Origin of the sequence: Cupriavidus necator (assembly GCF_016127575.1) — a bacterium.
Lineage (GTDB): Bacteria > Pseudomonadota > Gammaproteobacteria > Burkholderiales > Burkholderiaceae > Cupriavidus > Cupriavidus necator_D.
The window spans coordinates 1,034,995-1,052,260 of sequence record NZ_CP066019.1 but is presented as its reverse complement, the minus strand read 5'-3'; the positions used below and the strand labels follow the sequence as shown (position 1 = coordinate 1,052,260).

Genomic DNA, 17,266 nt, shown 5'->3' with positions numbered 1-17,266 from the left:
TCTATTTCACGAAGCGAATCTTTTGCCAGCATGAATAAGCCCCCCCCTGGGGGTTATTCACTTGCCGCGCCTGCGCCGCCTTTGACTCGGTATTGAGAACGACCTAGGCTAAGTAGGCTTACCCTGCACCTTGGCCACGCGCCAAGGGCAAGTGATGTACCGGCGACGTTGCGACGTCCTGCAAAACCAGGAGGGCTCCCCATGAACATGCGGCCAGATCCGACATTTCACGCCTCGCCGGAACTCGCGATCAGCGCACCAGCGGAATCATTTGCTTATACGGTGCTGCTAAGCCCCGACGCCTCGCAGCCAGACGCGCTCGCGGTGATCGACGCCAAACCCGGCTCGCCCACCTACAGCCAGGTGGTGCATACCGTGCCGATGACCAACAAGGGCGACGAGTTGCACCATTTCGGCTGGAATGCGTGCTCGTCGTCGTTGTCGCCGCTGACCGGCCACGCGTTTCTCGAACGGCGCTACCTGATCATTCCGGGCATGCGCTCTTCGCGCCTGTATATCATCGACACCAAGCCGCACCCGACCCAGGCACGGATCCACAAGATCGTTGAGCCGGACGAGATCTTCCGCAAGACCGGCTACTCCAGGCCCCATACCGTGCACTGCGGGCCGGAGGGCATCTACGTCAGCACGCTCGGGGGCGGTGGCCCGGATGGCACGGACGGCGCGCCCGGCATCTTCATCATGGACTGCGAGACCTTCGACGTGCTCGGCCGCTGGGAAATCGACCGCGGCGAACAGGAGAAGCACTACGACTTCTGGTGGAACCTGCCGCGCGACTACATGGTGTCGAGCGAATGGGCCCTGCCGCCGCAGTTCGAGAACGGTCTGGTGCCCGAGGACCTGCTGGGCAACCGCTACGGGCACAAGCTGCATTTCTGGGACCTGCGGGCGCGCCGCAACGTGCAGACCATCGACCTGGGCGCCAACCACCAGATGGCGCTGGAAGTCAGGCCTGCGCATGATCCGATCCGGGAATACGGCTTTGTTGGCGTGGTGGTCGATACCACCAACCTGGAGGGCTCGATCTGGACCTGGTGGCGCGAAGACGGCAAGTTCCACGCCGAGAAGACCGCAACCATCCCCCCCGAAGCCGCCGATGCAAGCCTGCTGCCGCCGCTGCTGCAGGGCTTCGGTGCCGTGCCGCCGCTGGTGACCGATATCGATCTGTCCCTCGACGACAAGTTCCTCTACGTGTCCTGCTGGGGCACCGGCGAAATGCGGCAGTACGACGTGACCGATCCGCGCAAGCCCAGGCTTTCTGGGTCGGTCCATATCGGCGGCATCGTCCGGCGCACGCCGCATCCCAACGGCAAGCCATTCGCCGGCGGCCCGCAGATGGTCGAGATCAGCCGCGACGGCAAGCGCGTCTACTGGACCAACTCGCTCTACTCCACCTGGGACAACCAGTTCTACCCAGACGGCATCCCCGGCACGCAAGTCATGGCGCATGCCGGCCCGGACGGCGGGCTGACGCTGGCCGATGACTACTGGGTCGAGTTTCCGGAAGGCTACCGCGCGCACCAGATCCGGCTGGAAGGCGGCGACTGCTCGACCGACTCGTTTTGCTATCCCTCGGTCAAGGCTTGACCGGTCACGCCTGGGAACAGATCGGTCTCTGGTCGGCAGTGCTGGCCAGCGGCCTCTATCACGGCATCAACCCGGCCATGGGCTGGCCGCTGGCGGTATCGAACGGCTTGCTGGCGCATAGCAGCCGCGCCCTCCTTGCCGCGCTCGGGTACCTGGCTTTCGGGCATGCGCTTGCGGTATTGGCGGTGACGCTGCCTTTCGGCATGCTGGCGGCCCTGGTCGCCTGGCAAGCGCAGATCCGCATCGGCGCCAGCGTGCTGCTGATCGGCTGCGGCATCGTGCTGCTGCTCAGGCGAGGCCACCCGCGCGCACTGGTGCGCATCGCGCCATCGCGGCTGGCGCTATGGTCGTTCGCGGTGGCGATCGCGCATGGCGCCGGCCTGATGCTGGTGCCGATCTATCTTGGCCTCTGCCGTGCCGAGACGGACCTGGGGCACCAGGCCGCCGCCACGCTCGCCAGCGCCAACCTGGGCATGGCGCTGCTGGTTTCCGTCATCCACACCCTGGCCATGTTCGCCGTGGGCGGCGCCATGGCGTGGCTGGTCTACCGCTACCTGGGACTGAAGTTCGTATCGCGGAGCTGGTTCAACCTGGAGGCGGTCTGGGCCGCCAGCCTCATCCTGGTGGGGATGCTGGCGCTGGCGCTTGAGGCCTTTGGATAGGCGCTGGACTCAACCGGCCAGCCGCGCCGCCAGCCGCCCTCGCGTGATCGCGGCGATCTGTGCCAGCGCTTCATCAAGCTCCTGCTGCGTGCTGCGGCCAAGCCGGCGTTCGAACGCGGCGAAGATGCCTTCGCGGGTGTAGTGGCGCACGCAGATGATGAACGGGAAGCCATGGCGCGCCTGGTAGTCCGCGTTAAGCTGGTCCAGCGCGGCCTCTTGCTGCGCCGACATCGCGTCCAGGCCGGCGCTCTTCTGCTCGGCGTTGGAATCGGCGGTCATCGTGCCCGCGCGGATATTGCGTGCCGACAGCTGCGGGTGCAGGTTCAGGAAATCGCGCTGGCGCGGTTCGTCAAGCTTGCGCACCACGTCCATCATGGCGCCATGCAGCGCCGTTGCCGATGCGAACGGCCGCTGCGCCCAGGCGCCCTCGGCAGCCTGCGGAAAGTGTTCGAACACGCTGCCGAAGGCATCGGCAAAGGCCGCTTCGTCCAGGGCGTTGACCGACGCCAGGTCGAGTGGTTGAGACATGGATGCTTCTCCCGTAGGGATCCCGCGCATGGGGAATCATTGGATACGGGGCCGAGTATAGGAACGGCCCGCCGCAGCGGCGAGAGCCCGCGCCCTATAGATCCCATAACAGAAACCGATACCGCTAGCGGCGCATATCGCGCAGGTCGCGCAGCTCCTGCGAGGCGGCGGTCAGCATGCCGCGCAGCCAGACGTGCGCGGCCGAGCGGTGGCGCGACGGGTGCCACAGCTGGTAGAAGCGCATGAACGGGAACTCGATCGGCGGCTCCAGCACCGCAAGCGGCACATGCTGCGCATGGTAGTTGGCGAAATGGCGCGCGGTGGTCAGGATCAGGTCGGTGCCCGGGATCAGGCTGGGCGCCAGGTTGAAGTAGGGACAGCTGACGCGGTTGTCCCGGTGCACGCGCATGGTGCTCAGGCCGGCATCGACCAGGCCGCGCTGGTCGCGCGAATATGGCGTGGGCACGATATGCGAGGCGCCCAGGTAGGCCTGGGCCGTAAACTTGCCGGGCTGCGCATGCACGCTGTCCTGCGCCACCACGCACACCACCTCGTCTTCCAGCAGCACCGACAGATGCAGGTGCTCAGGCGGGTTGGGCCAGTTGCCGATCACGATGTCGACCGTACCCGCCGACAGCGCCTGCTCGTAATCGAAGGTGGCCCCCAGCGGCAGCGCCGACAGCCGCGCGTGCGGCGCCGCACGCCGCACCGCGCGCACCACGTGCGCGAAGAACGGCGGCGCCAGGTAATCAGGCATGGCCACCACGAAGCTCTGCTCGGTGGTGGCGGGATCGAAGCGCTCGTCCGAGACCAGCAGGTTGTCCAGCGCGCTGAGCGCGGCCTGGGCATTGCGCGCCAGCTGCAGCGCGCGCTCGGTCGGCACCATCACGTTCTTCTCGCGCGTGAGCAGCGGGTCGTTGAAGATCGCGCGCAGGCGCTTGAGCGCGGCGCTGATGGCCGGCTGCGACTGGTTCAGGCGGATCGCGGTGCGCGACACGCTCTGCTCGGCGATCAGGATGCACAGCACGCGCAGCAGGTAGGTATCGAACGGGTCGTCGGCGCGAATCATGTTGGGTCCGTGGCAGCAAAAGTGGAGGCCTGGCGGGTGCGGCCGCCGCCGCTCCGGGCGGCAACGCCATGCCAGGCAATGGCGACTTTGTAGCGTGTCGCGCACCGCACGGCAACCGGTACAACCCGCACGAGCCTGCCCGATGCGCGTGCGCGCACCCCGGAAAACGGCCCGCCTAGGGTAATCCATAGGTCCGCCCGGCCCCGGCCGGAGCACCCGCAAACCCGCGCCACACAAGGGATTGCAGCCCATATCGGTGCTGCTATGGGGCCTATACCAGCCCCCTCGTTTCGCATTGGCGGGCCATTCATATACTTGCTCCCAACCCGGCGGACGGCATGCACCGCCGCCAAGCAAGACCTGGCAGAACACGACAAGACAGGAGACATCATGTCGATCACGAAACAAGGCATCCCGGTATTCGCCGGCACCGCCGACGACGCCGAGGACAGCGTCTACCGCAAGGTAACCTGGCGCCTGCTGCCCTTCCTTGGGGTGCTGTGGGTACTGGCCTGGCTGGACCGGGTCAACATCGGCTTCGCCAAGCTGCAGATGCTGGACGCGCTGCAGTTCAGCGAGGCCGTGTACGGGCTGGGCGCGGGCATCTTCTTCCTTGGCTACTTCTTCTTCGAGGTGCCGTCGAACATGCTGCTGCAGAAGATCGGCGCCAAGAAGACGATCATGCGCATCACCATCTGCTGGGGCGTGATCTGCATGCTGCAGAGCTTTGTCACCACGCCCACGCAGTTCTATATCCTGCGCTTCCTGCTGGGCGCGTTCGAAGCCGGCTTCTACCCGGGCGTGATCCTGTACCTGACCTACTGGTATCCGTCGCAGCGCCGCGCGCGCGCCTTCGGCACCTTCATGTCCGCGTCGGCCATCGCCGGCGTGCTGGGCGGGCCGCTGGCCGGCTGGATCATGACCGGCATGGCTGGCGTGAGCGGCATGCACGGCTGGCAGTGGCTGTTCATCCTGGAAGGCATCCCGTCAGTGCTGGCCGGCATCTTTGCCTGGTTCTACATGACCGACAAGCCGGAGCAGGCGCGCTGGCTCTCCGACGACGACAAGCGCGTGCTGCAGGACGCCCTCAAGCGCGACAACGCCGCCCTGGGCGAGCGCGGCCACGACTGGCGCACGCTCTTCACCAACCCCAAGGTGTGGCTGCTGATCGCGATCTACTTCTGCCTGCTGTGCGCCAACTCGACGCTGACCTTCTGGATCCCGACCGTCATCAAGGACGTGGGCTTCACCACGCCAATGGCGGTGGGCTGGATCGCGGCCGTGGCCTACCTGTGCGGCGCCGCCGGCATGATCCTCAACGGCGCGCATTCCGACCGCCGCAATGAAGTGCGCTGGCACTTCAGCGGCTCGGCGCTGGTCGGTGGCGGTGCCATGGCGGTGCTGGCCGTGCTGCTGGGCGCGCAGGTGCTGTCGCCGGTGATCGCACTGCTCGCCATGACTGCCGCGCTGGTCGGCACCATGAGCGCCATCCCCGTGTTCTGGCAGCTGCCCAACCGCTACCTGGCGGGCAGCGCCGCCGCGGTGGGCGTGGCCCTGATCAACTCGGTGGCCAACCTGGCCGGCTTTGGCGCGCCTTATGTGATGGGGCTGATCAAGAACACCACCGGCAAGCTCACCTCCGGCCTGTACCTGGTGGCGGTGATCGAGGTGCTGGCCGCGGTGCTGGTGCTGGTCGGCATCCGCAAGCTGGGCAAGCACGGCAAGCAAGGGGCCTGACATGGACAACCATAGCTTCGATCCCACCCGCCGGCGCTTCGCGCTGCAATCGATGACGCTGGGCGGCGGCGCGCTGCTGGCTGGCGCCAGCTGGGGCGCAACGCCCGATGCGGCGGCCCCCAACCAGACCGCTGCACCGGTGCAGCAAGGCGGCCTGAGCCCGCGCCTGACGCTGCACGCGCTGGACACCTATAACGGCACGCCCGCGGCCGGCATGCGCGTGGAGATGTTCCGCATCGACAATGGCCAGCGCACGCCGCTGCAGACCGTCACGCTGGCCGCCAACGGCCGCAGCGAACCGCCGCTGCTGATCGGCGACAGCTACCGCACCGGCACCTATGAGCTGGTCCTGCACGCGGACGAGTACTTTGCCGCGCGCAAGGCCAGCCTGCCGCAACCGTCGTTCCTGTCGAAGATCCCGCTGCGCCTGCGCGTCACCGACGCCAGCCAGCGCATCCACCTGCCCGTGCTGTTCGGGCCGTGGAGCTACAACTACTACCGCGGCAGCTGACGCCGCGGCCCAACCCGGAGACCAACGCATCATGGCAGGCATCAGCACACATGTGCTCGACGTATCCCTGGGCCGCCCCGTGGCCGGCATGCAGGTGGAACTGTTCGACGTTGCCACCCAGCCCCCGCGGCTGATCGCGCGCACCCGCACCAACCACGACGGCCGCACCGACACGCCGATGCTGCCGCCGGCGCAGGCGCGCACCGGCGAGTTCGAATTGCGCTTCTGGGTAGCGGACTACTTCCGCACCCCCGACGTGTTCGCCGACATCGTGCCGGTGCGCTTTACCATCGCGGACGCCGCGCAGCACTACCATGTGCCGTTGCTGTGCTCGCCGTGGAGCTTCGGGACGTATCGGGGCAGCTGAAGGCAGCAGCAGGTCGCCCGCGCTGCAAAGCGCGGCGACTGTTGACGACCTCGCCGCCGCCCCCTCCTAGCGCGGCTTGCGCACTTCCGTTTCCCCGGGCAACAGCACATCACCGTCGCTGGTCCGGGGTATCATCAGCGGCACCGGCTTCCCGGTCCGCTTCTCCACCATCAGCGAGCGCCGCTCGCCGCGCGCAAACAGATGTTGTTCGCCCCATTGGCGCAAGGCCAATACGATGGGGAACAGGCTCTCTCCCTTCTTCGTCAGCACATACTCGTGATACGCGCTGCCATCGGAAGCCGGCTGCGTCGTCAGGATGCCGGCTTCCACCAGCCGGCGCAGGCGGTCGGACAGGATGTTGCGCGCGACCGCCAGGCTGCGCTGGAAGTCGCTGAAGCGGCGCATGCCGTCGAAGGCATCACGCACGATCATCAGCGACCAGCGCTCGCCGACCAGTTCCAGGGTACGAGCAACGGGGCAGGTTTCATCGCTCGGGTCTTTGCGGGTGGCCATGTCTTGGTTGCCTTGGGGCTGTGCAGCCCGTCAATGTAGTTGCATTTTAAAACCAGTACGCTTACGCTTCAACTGGTTTTGTTTTGCAACCACTTGGACTGGTATGAAAACCTCCCCCGCTACGCCGGTGACGGCACCGCCTCCGACTTGCCCTGCGACACCGTGTGCGAACCTGCCGCGCGGCGCGGTGCTGCTGTTCGCCTGCGCCAGCGGCCTGAGCGTCGCCAATGTCTATTACGCCCAGCCGCTGCTGGATGCGCTGATGGCGGATTTCTCCATCAGCGCCGGGGCCATCGGCGGCGTGGTCACCGCCACCCAGCTTGGCTGTGCCCTGGCGCTGCTGTTGCTGGTGCCGCTGGGCGACCTGGTGCAACGCCGCCGCCTGATGCTGGCACAGGTGCTTGCCCTGGCCGGCGCGCTGGCTGCCGTGGCGCTGGCGCCGTCCGTTACGGTGCTGCTGGCGGGGATGCTCCTGACCGGCTTGCTCGGCACCGCCATGACCCAGGGATTGGTCGCCTATGCGGCCGCGGCTGCAGGACCGCATGAGCGCGGGCACGTGGTCGGCACCGCGCAGAGCGGTGTCTTTATCGGACTGCTGCTGGCGCGTGTCGTGGCCGGCGGCGTCAGCGACGTGGCCGGGTGGCGCAACGTCTATGTCTGCGCCGCAGCGGCGATGCTGGTGCTTGCATGGCTGCTATGGCGCACGCTGCCAGTGGTGGCCAGCGCCGGCCAGCGCATGCGATACGCCAGCCTGGTCGCATCGATGTTCCTGCTGCTGCGCCGCAACCGGGTCTTGCAGATCCGGGGCACGATCGCGCTGCTGATGTTCGCGGCGTTCAACATCTTGTGGAGCGCGCTGATATTGCCGCTGAGCGCTCCGCCCTATGGGCTCTCGCATACGGCCATCGGCGCCTTCGGGCTGGTTGGCGCGGTGGGCGCCCTGGCGGCTGCGCGTGCGGGGCGCTGGGCGGACCAGGGCTTCGGGCAGCGCACCACGCTCGCGGCACTGGTGCTGCTGGTGGCGGCCTGGCTGCCGCTGTCATGGCTGGAGACCTCGCTGTGGCCGCTGGCCATCGGCATCGTGCTGCTCGACCTGGGCGGCCAGGCCATCCACGTCACCAACCAGAGCATGATCTTCCGCACCGATGCCGCGGCGCACAGCCGGCTGGTCGGCGCGTACATGCTGTTCTACGCGGCGGGCAGCGGGCTGGGCGCGATTGCCACCACGGCGGTCTATGATGCTGCCGGCTGGCGGGGCGTGTGCGCGCTGGGCGCCGTGGTCAGCTTGCTGGCACTGGTGTTCTGGGCCGCTACCCGGCGCTTCATGCCGGCGCAAGCACCTGAGGTGTAGGGGCAGGCCTGCAGGAGGCGTTCTGCGCATCAACGCCCCCCCCTACGTCACTCGGGCTCGATTCCCGCTGCCTTGATCACCTTGGCCCATTTCAGGGTCTCGCTGCGGACAAAGGCGGCCAGTTCCTCGGACGTCGATGGCGCAGGCTGACCTCCGGTGCGGGCAAAGTAGTCGGTGGCAGCCGGCCCGGTCAGGCCGTTCCGCATCAGTTCGCTCATGCGGTCCACCACGGGCTTCGGCGTCCCGGCCGGGAAGAAGGCCGCCGACCATGCCACCATCTCATAGCCGGGCAGGCCGCTCTCAGCCATCGTGGGGACATCCTTGAGTACCGGATTGCGCTGCGCAGTGGTCACCGCGACCGCGCGCAGCTTGCCGCCCTGGATCAGCGTCATGGCCGGAGAAATATCGGAGATCATGAAATCGATCTGGTGCCCCATCAGGTCGGTCAGGGCCAGCGGCACCCCTTTGTAGGGCACATGCAGCGCCTGCACGCCGGCCAGCATCTTGTAGAGTTCGCTGGCGATGCGGGTCGACGAACTGCCGCTGGCAAACGTCAGCGTCCCATTTCTTGCCTTGGCCAGCGCCGTCAGGTCTGCCAGCGTGCGTACCGGACTGTCGGGCGGCACCACCAATACCAGCCCGCTCTTGGCGATCAGCGATGCCGGGGCGAAATCCTTGATCGGGTCATAAGGAAGCTTCTTGAACAAGGACGCATTGGCAGCATGCGTGGTGTTGGTCGTCACCAGCATGGTGTAGCCGTCGCCGGTTGCGCCGGCCACGGCCTTGGCGGCAATGAAGCCGTTGGCGCCCGGACGGTTGTCCACCACCACGGGCTTGCCCGTCTGCGCGGTGATCCGCTCGGCGACAAAGCGCGCACTGCTGTCGGTGCCGCTGCCCGCGGGAAACGGCACGATGACGCGGACTGGCTTGTCCGGATATTGGCTGGCGTCCGCGGCCTGCGCCATCGCGGCTGTGGCCGCGGCCAGCGGCAACAGCAGCCCGATGGCCACTTTACGCATGCATGGATGAATCATGGTCTGTCTCCTCGTGCCTTTGGCATCTGTTCATTGTCTGGGCCCTGCGCGGGCCGGATTCAGGGCACCGCGTCGTGCGCCCGCACCAGGATGGCCTCGCACGGGCCACCTTGCGCCGCAAAGCTGAAAGTGCCGCCCTCCGGCACAAAGACCCAGTCCCCCGACGTCGCGGTGAACTGCTGGTCGTTGATCTCGCCGCTGACCGAACCCGACTGCAGGAACAGCACCTGCTCAGTCGCCGCCACCGAGTGCGCTTCGGCACCGCCCGTGGCTTCGAGCTCCAGTGCGCGAATATCCAGATGCCGAGCGCCGACCGTGTCGCGCGTAATCACGGGTCTGGCACGGACGCGATGGTAGTGAGGCAGGCTTTGGGCCGCCTCATGCATCGGCACCTCGCGCAGGCTGTCCGCCTGCGCGCTGCTGCGGGGATCATCCGCTGCGCTGGCCACCACGGCCGCGTTCGGGTTTTCGCTGTACGGTGGGGCGTACACCACCATGACCTGCACCGGCTCGTCGCTGACGACCTCGAAGCGGTGGAATACGCCCATCGGATTGAAACCCCAGTCGCCCGCACGCAGGGTGCGCGCCCTGCCGGCGACCTCGCCGATGCCCTCGCCCGCCAGCAGGTAGGACGCCTGCTCCAGGTTCGGATGCGCATGGGGCAAGGCGCCATGGCCGCGAGAAATCGTGCCCAACAGCACTTCGATGCGCCGCGCGCCGACCGTCTCCCTGCCGATCACGCGCTGGTTGGCGGTTCCGGTATGGTTGGCCGGGGAATAGGCGGGCACATCGGCGGCGCGTCGTACGAATTGCGATGTCATGCGTTGTCTCCTGGTTAGTCGTCTTGCCGGGCAGCAGCTTTCGGCACGGCCAGTTCGGGGTAGCGCTCGGTAAGCTGCGCGGGCATCTCCACGTCGAGGATGAAGCGGTCGCCGCGGTACCAGAAGCGGCCCGCCGTGAGCACGTTGCCGTCGATATCCAGCGTGGTACGGACAATGCGCGCGACCGGTGCCGCGAAGGCATAGTCCAGGTCGCGCGCCAGCATGGCGTCGGCCGGCTCAACGGTCATGGTCTGGCGCATCGTGCCAAGCCGGTCGCCCAGCTGCTCCCGCAGCAAGTGGGCAATCTTGTGATGCTTCTCAGCGCCGCGCGGGAACCTGGCGAACACCGCGTCGGCCACATACAGCTCGATCAGGCAGAACGGCATCCCGTCATGCACGTGCAGCTTGCGCAGCATCACGTAGCGGTCCATCGGCGCGCCGCAGGTGGCAAGGCCGGGCGGCAGGGCCATGTTCTTGCGCTTTTCCAGGATGCGGATCTCGAGGCCGCTGGCGCCAACCGAGACATCGTTGATGGCCGAGCGCATGCCTTCGCCCGGGCCGGACGGCACCATGATGACGTGCGTGCCGCGCCCGCGCTGGCTGCTGATCAGCCCTTCCTCGGTCAGCAAGGCAAAGGCCTGCCGCACGGTGACCTTGGCAAGGCCGTACGCCTGCGCCAGGTGCTCGACCGTGGGCAGCTGGAACCCGACCGGATACTCGCCGGCGACGATCTTGTGGCGCAGCACGCTTGCCAGTTGCCGGTAGCGGGTCACGCCGCCGGCGTTATCGTCGGCCAGCGCGATGCCGCCATTGGCTGCGACCTTGGCGCTGGCGCGTGTCATGACAGCAGGCTCCGCGGCACGCGCACCGGCATCGTCAGCAGGATCTGCGCCATCCCCTTGCCTAGCGGGTCATTGCGCAGCGATGCCATGCCGCCGCCATCGAGCGCCGACTCGCAGACAAAGTTCATCGCGTCGAAGCCCGGCAGGTCATAGCGCGAGACCGGCCCCAGCACCAGGTGGCCCAGCCAGTCGGCCACGCGCGCCGCCGTGACCTCGGCGCGCAGCAGCGGGAGGTATTCCGGCCGGCGCGCAATCAGGCCGATATTGGAGATATCGCCCTTGTCGCCGCTGCGCCCGTAGGCAAGCCGGACCAGGGGGACTTCAATGCTGTCGCCACCGGCAGGGATGGCGGCAGCCTGCGCCGCGGCGGGGGCGGCGGCGTCCGTCGCTGCGTGCCCGGCCGGGATGGAGACGGCAGTCCACACGCCATCCATGACCACCGTCGGCGACAGCGCACCCTTGTCCAGCAGGAAGGCGTATTGCCGGATCGATGGCGACGGGCTGGCGCGTCCGCCGCCCGATCCCGTGGTGCCGGGCGACCAGCTCGTGCCGGCCGCCGCGATTTCGCGGGCGAATAGTTCAAGCGCCGCCTTCTCGGGATGCGTGACCGCAAGCCGCATGATGGCCTCGCGGGTATGGCGCGCCGCAGCGTGCGGCCCGAAGCAGGATTCGGCTCCCAGCACTTCGACCCGGGTGCGGGTGTAGTCGCCCCAGCCGTTTTCCGCGAAGAGCCTGCGCGTGCGGGCCAGGATGGCCTCGGCCGTGCGCTCGGCCTTGGCCGCCGCGTCAATGCCGACGATGGTCAGCTGGGCATTGCAGCGGAAGCCTTCCATATAGGTGGCACTGACCTTGTAGCAGTTGCCCGGCGCACGCCCACGGGCGCCGCGCACCTCGACCAGGTCCGGCCCGGCCTGGCGCAGCGCCACCTGCGTGAAATCGCAGGTCACGTCCGGCAACAGATAGGCCGAAGGGTCGCCGATCTCGTACAGCACCTGCTCGCCCACCGTGGCAGTTGTGACCAGTCCGCCGGTAGCGGGTGGCTTGCCCACCAGGAAGCTGCCGTCCGCCCGGCACTCCACCACCGGATAGCCGATGTTCGGCCAATCCGGCACCTGCTCCCAGTCGGTATGCAGCCCGCCTGTCGCCTGGCAGCCGCACTCGATGATGTGGCCGGCCAGGCTGCCCTGCGCCAGCCGGTCATAATCGTGCGCCTGCCAGCCGAATTCGTGCATCAGCACGCCCAGGGTCACCGCGCTGTCCACGCAGCGGCCGGTAATGACGATCTGCGCGCCCTGGTCCAGCGCCTTGCAGACCGGCAGCGCGCCGAGATAGGCATTGGCGCTGACCAGCTTGTCCGGCAGCGGCAAGCCCTTCTGCATGTCGGTGATGCCTGCCTCGCGCAGCGATGCCACCAGCGGCATGACATCATCGCCCTCGACCACGGCGATGCGCACCGCAATGCCCTGCTCGGCGGCGATCGCCGCCAGCGCCTGCGCGCAGCCCTGCGGATTGATGCCGCCGGCATTGCTGACCACGCGGATGTTGCACTCAACGATCTCCCGCAACAAGGTCTTCATCGTCACCGTGACGAAGTCGGTGGCGTAGCCAAGCTCCGGCTTGCGCAGGCGAGCCGCGGCCAGCACGGACATGGTCAGCTCCGCAAGGTAGTCGAACACCAGGTAGTCGATCCCGCCATGGCGCACCAGTTGCGGCGCGCCCACGCTGCTGTCGCCCCAGAATCCGCAAGCGCCGCCGATGCGCACTGTCTTGTCATGCATGGTCCTGTCTCCTTGCCTTTCTCTTACTTGCCGGTCCAGTTCGGCTTGCGCTTTTCGCGGAAGGCGAGCTGGCCCTCGCGCGCATCCTCGGTCATGGCGAACAGGCCGATCTGGCTTTCCGTGAACGCCATCGACTGCTCGAAGGACATCGCATCGATATGCTTGAGGGTATAGAGCCCGCGCCGGATCGCAGCGGGCGCCTTGTCGAGCAGCCGGCCCAGCAGCCAGTCAAGCTTGCCGTCCAGGTCCGTACTGACGTGGTTGACCAGCCCTGCCGCCAGCGCTTCCTGCGCGGTCAGCGGCTCGCCGCAGAGGCACAGCTCATTGAGCACGCGCCGCGGCACCAGATGCTGCAGCACGCTCAGCACCTGCGCCGGGAACACCCCCACCTTGACCTCGGGCAGGCCGAACACAGCCCGCTCGCTGGCCACCGCCATGTCGCACATGGCCATCAGCCCCATGCCGCCAGCCATGCAGGCGCCATTGACGCGCGCGATCAGCGGCACGTTGGAGCGCCGCGCGCAGCGCAGCAGGTCGGCAAGCCGCTGGCTCGGCTCCGAATAGTCGAACGCAAAGGACTTGCCGCTCTGCAGGTCGGCGCCCGCGCAAAAGGCCTGGTCTCCGGCACCGGTGATGACCACGGCTCGGATGGCCTCATCGTGGTTGGCACGGTCGATCCCCGCGTGCAACCCGTCCAGTACCGCCGGATTGATCGCGTTGCGGCGCTCGGGCCGATTGATGGTCAGCCAGAGGACCGCGCCGCGGACTTCGCACAGGAGTTCTTCATTCATGTTCAGGCCTCGCTTGCCGTGCCAGCCGTATGCACCGATGCCTGGCGCGGTTCGCGCGATGCGCCGGATGCCATCAGGCTGTCGATGTCGGCCTCGTTGTAGCCGGCCTCGCGCAGCACTTCGCGGCTATGCTCGCCCAGGGCCGGGGCATGGCGGCGCTGCGATGGCGGCGTCCCGTGCCATTCGCTGGGCACCGACATTTCGCGGATGCGGCCCACCGCCGGGTGGTCGGATTCGCTGAAGAAGCCGATGTCATTCAGGTGCGGATCATCGAGCAGCGATTCAAAGGTGTGCATCGGGAACACCGGGATATCCGCCTCCTTCAGCAGCACTTGCCATTCCTCCGTGGTCCGCCTGGCCAGTTCGTCGCTGACCATGCCGTAGAGCTCGGTGATGTGCGCCGTCCGGGTAGTGATGTCGGCGAAGCGCGGGTCGGTGTCGTACAGGCCGGGCTTGCCGATCACCTTCAGGAAGGCACGCCAGTGATGGTCGTGATAGATCAGGCAGCAGACATGGCCGTCGCGGGTCCGGTAAGGCCGGCGCTCGGGAGACAGCAGGCGTGGATAACCGAATCCGCCCTTGGCTGGCACGAAGGTCTCGCCATAGAGATGGTCGCCCATCACGTAAGGCACCATGGTTTCGAACATCGGCACATCGACGCGCTGGCCGCGGCCGGAGGTCGCCCGCGCGTAGAGCGCGGCGCAGATCACGCCGAAGGCATAGAGTCCGACGGAACGGTCGGCAATGGTCAGCGGAAGATAGCGCGGAATGTCGCCGGTGCCCATGGCAACCGCCTGGGGCAGCCCGGTGGCGGCCTGGATCAGGTCGTCGAACGCCGCTTGCGGGGCATAGCGTCCGCGCTGCGAGAAGCCGAACATGCCGACATAGACCAGGCGCGGATTGATCTGCGCCAGCGTCTCGTAGTCCAGCCCGAGCCGTTGCATCGCCTGGGGCCGGACGTTGTACGCCAGCACGTCCGCATCCGCCACCAGGCGCAGCAGCGCCTCGCGCCCCTGCGGCGACTTCAGGTCCAGCACGATGCTGCGCTTGTTGCGGTTCAGCCCGAGGAAAAGCGGCCCCATCTTCTCATTGCCGCAGGGCCCGATGCCACGGGTGCTATCGCCCGCGGGCGGCTCCACCTTGATCACATCCGCGCCGAGGTCGCCGAGCATCTGAGTGGCCGAGGGGCCCATGAACACCGCCGTGATGTCCACGACCTTGACGCCAGCGAGTGCTCCAGTCGGTGTCTCCATCTTTGCTCCTGCCTTGTTTCTATAGTTCTATTAATAGGACTATATGACAAGCAGACCGGGTACGCAAGGACCACGGGCAGACGTGAAGATGCATGGCAGGAAACAAGAAAGCCGTAGAATCCCGGCTGACAACTTCCCTCAAGACCGTGAAAGCACTTTCCCGCCTGAACCTGCAGCAGGCCGCCCTGCTCTGCGCCACCCTGCTGACATCCGTTTCGATCCATGCCGCGCCCCCTGCCCAGCCTGACGCAGCCGGCAACACCGCTGCGCCGCTGGGACTGGAGCTGGGCAAGGCCAGGTGCTCTCGCCTGGCGCCGCCGCAGAATCACGCCAGGACCGGCAAGTCCGAGTGGGCCGGTGGCGACGCCGTCGAGCTCAGGCACCTGGAGCGCTTCCACCTGCAGGGCCTGACGCGCGTGATCCTGAACTGCGATGCGCAGGACACCGTGGCGCTGATCACGATGACGTTCGAGCGCCCGGCGCTGGATGAGGTGCGCAAGAAGCTCGACGAGCGCTATGCGTCCCTGCGCAAGACCGAAGGCGCGGCGGAGAATGGCTATGCCGAGTGGTCCGCCGCCAATGGCAGCCTGGAGTTGCTCTATGGGCGCGACAGCAAGCACTTCACGGTGGCGTACTGGGCCAGGGGCGCGAAGGCGAAGTACTTCTCATATAGCGGCACTGACAACAAGAAGCCCGCCGCGGCCACGCCTGCCAGCCAGCCTCAGCCGGCGCCGCTGTGACCGCGGGCGGCTCGCCCCTAAAACCCCACTGCCTGCCCGTCGCGCCGCGAGTCCGAGGCCGCGATGTAGCCGTCCGGCGCCTTGTAGATGAGCTGCGCCGAGCCGAACTCCAGGCTGTCGCGCGGCGCCACTTCAACGCGATGGCCCATGCCGCGCAGCGTGGCGACCACATCCGGCGGCAGATGCGCCTCGACATTGACCACCGGCCCGTGCTCAACGCGGAAGCGCGGGGCATCGCTCATGGCCTGCGGATTCTGGCCGAAGGCGGCAAGCCGCGCCATCATCTGGACGTGGCCCTGTGCCTGCATCGAGCCACCCATCACGCCGAATGACATCACCGGCTCGCCATTGCGGGTGACGAAGCCCGGGATGATGGTGTGCATCGGCTGCTTGCCCGGCGCCACGCAGTTGGCGTGGCCGGGCTTGAGGTTGAAGCCCGCGCCGCGGTTATGCAGCGCGATGCCGGTGCCAGGCACCACCACGCCGGAGCCGAAGCCGCGGTAGTTGGACTGGATATACGACACCATCGAACCCGCCGCATCCGCGCTGGACAGGTAGACGGTGCCGCCGCTCTTCGGGATGCCAGCGGTAGGTGTGCCGGCGCGTTTCATGTCGATCAGCGCCGCGCGCTCGGCAAGATAGGCCGGATCCAGGAAGGCGGCGGGCGCGTGCTGCATGGTGGACGGGTCCGACACGTGGCGGTGCAGGTCGGCGAAGGCCAGCTTCATCGCCTCGATGCTGACGTGATAGAAGCCGGCGCTGTCGCAGCCCATGCCTTCCACGTCGAAGCGGTCCAGGATGCCAAGGCCGATCAGCGCGGCGATGCCCTGGCCGTTCGGGGGAATTTCATGGAGCGTGTAGCCGCGGAACTGCTGCGCCATTGGCTGGACCCAGGCGGCGCGATGTGCGGCCAGGTCGTCGGCACGGATGGCGCCTCCGGTTTCCTCGGCGAACGCGACGATGCGCGCGGCGAGTTCACCCGTGTAGAAGCTCTCGCCATCGCTCTCGGCAATGCGCTGCAGCGTGGCGGCCTGCTCCGGGAAGCGCCAGCGCTCGCCCGCCTGCGGTGCCCTGCCGTCGCGCAGGAACGCCTTGGCAAAGCCAGGCTGGCCGGCCAGCACCGGCACCTGTGCGGCCCATTGCCGTGCGATCTGCGGCGACACCAGGAAGCCCTGTTCAGCGTACTCGATGGCCGGCGCGAACAGCCGCGCGAACGGCAGCTTGCCGAAGCGGACCGACAGCGCCTTCCAGCCCGCGACCTGGCCCGGCACGGTGACCGTATCCCAGCCCACCTGGGGCATGCTGTCGTGCCCGGCGAAATGATCCAGGGTCCAACGCGCCGGCGCCCGGCCGCTGGAGTTGAGCCCGTACAGCTGCCCCTCGTGCCAGACCAGCGCGAACATGTCCCCGCCAATGCCGTTCATCACCGGCTCCACCACGGTCAGCGCAATCGCACTGGCAATGGCGCTGTCGATGGCATTGCCGCCTTCGTACAGCATGCGCAGCCCCGCCTGCGCGGCGAGGGGCTGGCTGGTGCTGACCGCGTTGGCGGCCAGCAGCGGCATCTTTTGCGACGGGTAGGGAAAGGTCCAGTCGAAAGGCAACATCGGGAACTCCATTCAGAACAGGTAAAGGGGCGCGCGGGCGGCGCCCCAGGGTTG

The 17,266-nt window shown here is 67.4% G+C and carries 17 protein-coding genes; 7 read left to right on the top strand and 10 right to left on the bottom strand.

Translation table 11 applies throughout. From position 1 onward, the window contains the following. The first annotated feature begins 201 nt into the window (after window positions 1–201). Together I6H87_RS23800 and I6H87_RS23795 are read left to right on the top strand one after the other, a co-directional pair. On the top strand, window positions 202–1,608 hold the full coding sequence (locus I6H87_RS23800; protein ID WP_011616947.1) for a selenium-binding protein SBP56-related protein: 1,407 nt from the start codon (window positions 202–204) through the stop codon (window positions 1,606–1,608). Continuing rightward, window positions 1,605–2,270, top strand: a complete 666-nt coding sequence (locus tag I6H87_RS23795; protein ID WP_010809720.1) for a hypothetical protein — start codon at window positions 1,605–1,607, stop codon at window positions 2,268–2,270. The genes I6H87_RS23800 and I6H87_RS23795 overlap by 4 nt, the downstream gene beginning before the upstream one ends. A gap of 9 nt (window positions 2,271–2,279) precedes the next feature. On the opposite strand, the gene uraD is transcribed toward I6H87_RS23795, so the two are convergent. Together uraD and I6H87_RS23785 are read right to left on the bottom strand one after the other, a co-directional pair. Further along, window positions 2,280–2,798, bottom strand: a complete 519-nt coding sequence (gene uraD, locus I6H87_RS23790) for a 2-oxo-4-hydroxy-4-carboxy-5-ureidoimidazoline decarboxylase (protein ID WP_010809719.1) — start codon at window positions 2,796–2,798, stop codon at window positions 2,280–2,282. Window positions 2,799–2,922: 124 nt separating this feature from the next. Further along, on the bottom strand, window positions 2,923–3,867 hold the full coding sequence (locus tag I6H87_RS23785) for a LysR family transcriptional regulator (RefSeq protein WP_011616945.1): 945 nt from the start codon (window positions 3,865–3,867) through the stop codon (window positions 2,923–2,925). A 390-nt stretch (window positions 3,868–4,257) separates the two neighbouring features. Between I6H87_RS23785 and I6H87_RS23780 the strand changes: the two genes are divergently transcribed. Genes I6H87_RS23780 through uraH (I6H87_RS23770) form a run of 3 tightly spaced genes read left to right on the top strand, consistent with a single transcriptional unit; the run spans window position 4,258 to window position 6,482 of the window. Continuing rightward, entirely contained in the window at window positions 4,258–5,604 is a 1,347-nt protein-coding gene (locus tag I6H87_RS23780; protein WP_011616944.1) for an MFS transporter, read from the top strand. 1 nt (window position 5,605) lies between these two features. Next, entirely contained in the window at window positions 5,606–6,115 is a 510-nt protein-coding gene (gene uraH / locus I6H87_RS23775; RefSeq protein ID WP_011616943.1) for a hydroxyisourate hydrolase, read from the top strand. A 31-nt stretch (window positions 6,116–6,146) separates the two neighbouring features. Continuing rightward, window positions 6,147–6,482 carry a hydroxyisourate hydrolase gene (gene uraH, locus I6H87_RS23770; RefSeq protein WP_011616942.1) on the top strand — a complete coding sequence of 112 codons (336 nt, stop codon included), beginning with the start codon at window positions 6,147–6,149 and terminating at the stop codon, window positions 6,480–6,482. 66 nt (window positions 6,483–6,548) lie between these two features. Here uraH (I6H87_RS23770) and I6H87_RS23765 read toward each other — a convergent pair whose 3' ends face one another. Further along, window positions 6,549–6,995 carry a winged helix-turn-helix transcriptional regulator gene (locus I6H87_RS23765; RefSeq protein WP_010809714.1) on the bottom strand — a complete coding sequence of 149 codons (447 nt, stop codon included), beginning with the start codon at window positions 6,993–6,995 and terminating at the stop codon, window positions 6,549–6,551. A 103-nt stretch (window positions 6,996–7,098) separates the two neighbouring features. Between I6H87_RS23765 and I6H87_RS23760 the strand changes: the two genes are divergently transcribed. Continuing rightward, entirely contained in the window at window positions 7,099–8,346 is a 1,248-nt protein-coding gene (locus I6H87_RS23760; protein ID WP_011616941.1) for an MFS transporter, read from the top strand. Window positions 8,347–8,393: 47 nt separating this feature from the next. On the opposite strand, the gene I6H87_RS23755 is transcribed toward I6H87_RS23760, so the two are convergent. From I6H87_RS23755 to I6H87_RS23730, 6 genes are read right to left on the bottom strand one after another with little or no spacing between them, the layout of a single operon-like run. Further along, window positions 8,394–9,380 carry a Bug family tripartite tricarboxylate transporter substrate binding protein gene (locus I6H87_RS23755; RefSeq protein WP_011616940.1) on the bottom strand — a complete coding sequence of 329 codons (987 nt, stop codon included), beginning with the start codon at window positions 9,378–9,380 and terminating at the stop codon, window positions 8,394–8,396. A 59-nt stretch (window positions 9,381–9,439) separates the two neighbouring features. Continuing rightward, window positions 9,440–10,201, bottom strand: a complete 762-nt coding sequence (locus I6H87_RS23750; RefSeq protein ID WP_011616939.1) for a cupin domain-containing protein — start codon at window positions 10,199–10,201, stop codon at window positions 9,440–9,442. Window positions 10,202–10,215: 14 nt separating this feature from the next. Beyond that, window positions 10,216–11,043 carry a GntR family transcriptional regulator gene (locus I6H87_RS23745; protein WP_011616938.1) on the bottom strand — a complete coding sequence of 276 codons (828 nt, stop codon included), beginning with the start codon at window positions 11,041–11,043 and terminating at the stop codon, window positions 10,216–10,218. Then, window positions 11,040–12,821, bottom strand: coding sequence for an acyclic terpene utilization AtuA family protein (locus I6H87_RS23740; protein ID WP_011616937.1), 1,782 nt, complete (start codon window positions 12,819–12,821; stop codon window positions 11,040–11,042). Before I6H87_RS23740 ends, I6H87_RS23745 begins: the two co-directional genes overlap by 4 nt. Window positions 12,822–12,844: 23 nt before the next feature. Beyond that, window positions 12,845–13,612 (bottom strand): enoyl-CoA hydratase/isomerase family protein, encoded by a 768-nt coding sequence (locus tag I6H87_RS23735; protein ID WP_011616936.1) that lies wholly within the window; start codon window positions 13,610–13,612, stop codon window positions 12,845–12,847. Window positions 13,613–13,614: 2 nt separating this feature from the next. Then, window positions 13,615–14,865 (bottom strand): CaiB/BaiF CoA transferase family protein, encoded by a 1,251-nt coding sequence (locus I6H87_RS23730; RefSeq protein ID WP_011616935.1) that lies wholly within the window; start codon window positions 14,863–14,865, stop codon window positions 13,615–13,617. Window positions 14,866–15,011: 146 nt separating this feature from the next. Here I6H87_RS23730 and I6H87_RS23725 point away from each other — a divergent pair, with 146 nt between their 5' ends. Then, the gene (locus I6H87_RS23725; RefSeq protein ID WP_041688048.1) at window positions 15,012–15,605 is read left to right on the top strand and encodes a hypothetical protein; all 594 of its coding nucleotides are present in this window, start codon (window positions 15,012–15,014) and stop codon (window positions 15,603–15,605) included. Between the two features lie 17 nt (window positions 15,606–15,622). Here the strand turns inward: I6H87_RS23725 and I6H87_RS23720 are convergent, their stop codons facing one another. Beyond that, window positions 15,623–17,212, bottom strand: coding sequence for a gamma-glutamyltransferase family protein (locus I6H87_RS23720; protein WP_011616933.1), 1,590 nt, complete (start codon window positions 17,210–17,212; stop codon window positions 15,623–15,625). Window positions 17,213–17,266: the final 54 nt, after the last annotated feature.

Coding starts and splice junctions, on each gene's coding strand:
- I6H87_RS23745 (WP_011616938.1), bottom strand. CDS start 11,043: ATGACACGCGCCAGCGCCAAGGTCGCAGCCAATGGCGGCATCGCGCTG.
- I6H87_RS23755 (WP_011616940.1), bottom strand. CDS start 9,380: ATGATTCATCCATGCATGCGTAAAGTGGCCATCGGGCTGCTGTTGCCG.
- uraH (WP_011616942.1), top strand. CDS start 6,147: ATGGCAGGCATCAGCACACATGTGCTCGACGTATCCCTGGGCCGCCCC.
- I6H87_RS23785 (WP_011616945.1), bottom strand. CDS start 3,867: ATGATTCGCGCCGACGACCCGTTCGATACCTACCTGCTGCGCGTGCTG.
- I6H87_RS23800 (WP_011616947.1), top strand. CDS start 202: ATGAACATGCGGCCAGATCCGACATTTCACGCCTCGCCGGAACTCGCG.
- I6H87_RS23780 (WP_011616944.1), top strand. CDS start 4,258: ATGTCGATCACGAAACAAGGCATCCCGGTATTCGCCGGCACCGCCGAC.
- I6H87_RS23720 (WP_011616933.1), bottom strand. CDS start 17,212: ATGTTGCCTTTCGACTGGACCTTTCCCTACCCGTCGCAAAAGATGCCG.
- uraD (WP_010809719.1), bottom strand. CDS start 2,798: ATGTCTCAACCACTCGACCTGGCGTCGGTCAACGCCCTGGACGAAGCG.
- I6H87_RS23735 (WP_011616936.1), bottom strand. CDS start 13,612: ATGAATGAAGAACTCCTGTGCGAAGTCCGCGGCGCGGTCCTCTGGCTG.
- I6H87_RS23750 (WP_011616939.1), bottom strand. CDS start 10,201: ATGACATCGCAATTCGTACGACGCGCCGCCGATGTGCCCGCCTATTCC.
- I6H87_RS23740 (WP_011616937.1), bottom strand. CDS start 12,821: ATGCATGACAAGACAGTGCGCATCGGCGGCGCTTGCGGATTCTGGGGC.
- I6H87_RS23730 (WP_011616935.1), bottom strand. CDS start 14,865: ATGGAGACACCGACTGGAGCACTCGCTGGCGTCAAGGTCGTGGACATC.
- I6H87_RS23765 (WP_010809714.1), bottom strand. CDS start 6,995: ATGGCCACCCGCAAAGACCCGAGCGATGAAACCTGCCCCGTTGCTCGT.
- uraH (WP_011616943.1), top strand. CDS start 5,606: ATGGACAACCATAGCTTCGATCCCACCCGCCGGCGCTTCGCGCTGCAA.
- I6H87_RS23760 (WP_011616941.1), top strand. CDS start 7,099: ATGAAAACCTCCCCCGCTACGCCGGTGACGGCACCGCCTCCGACTTGC.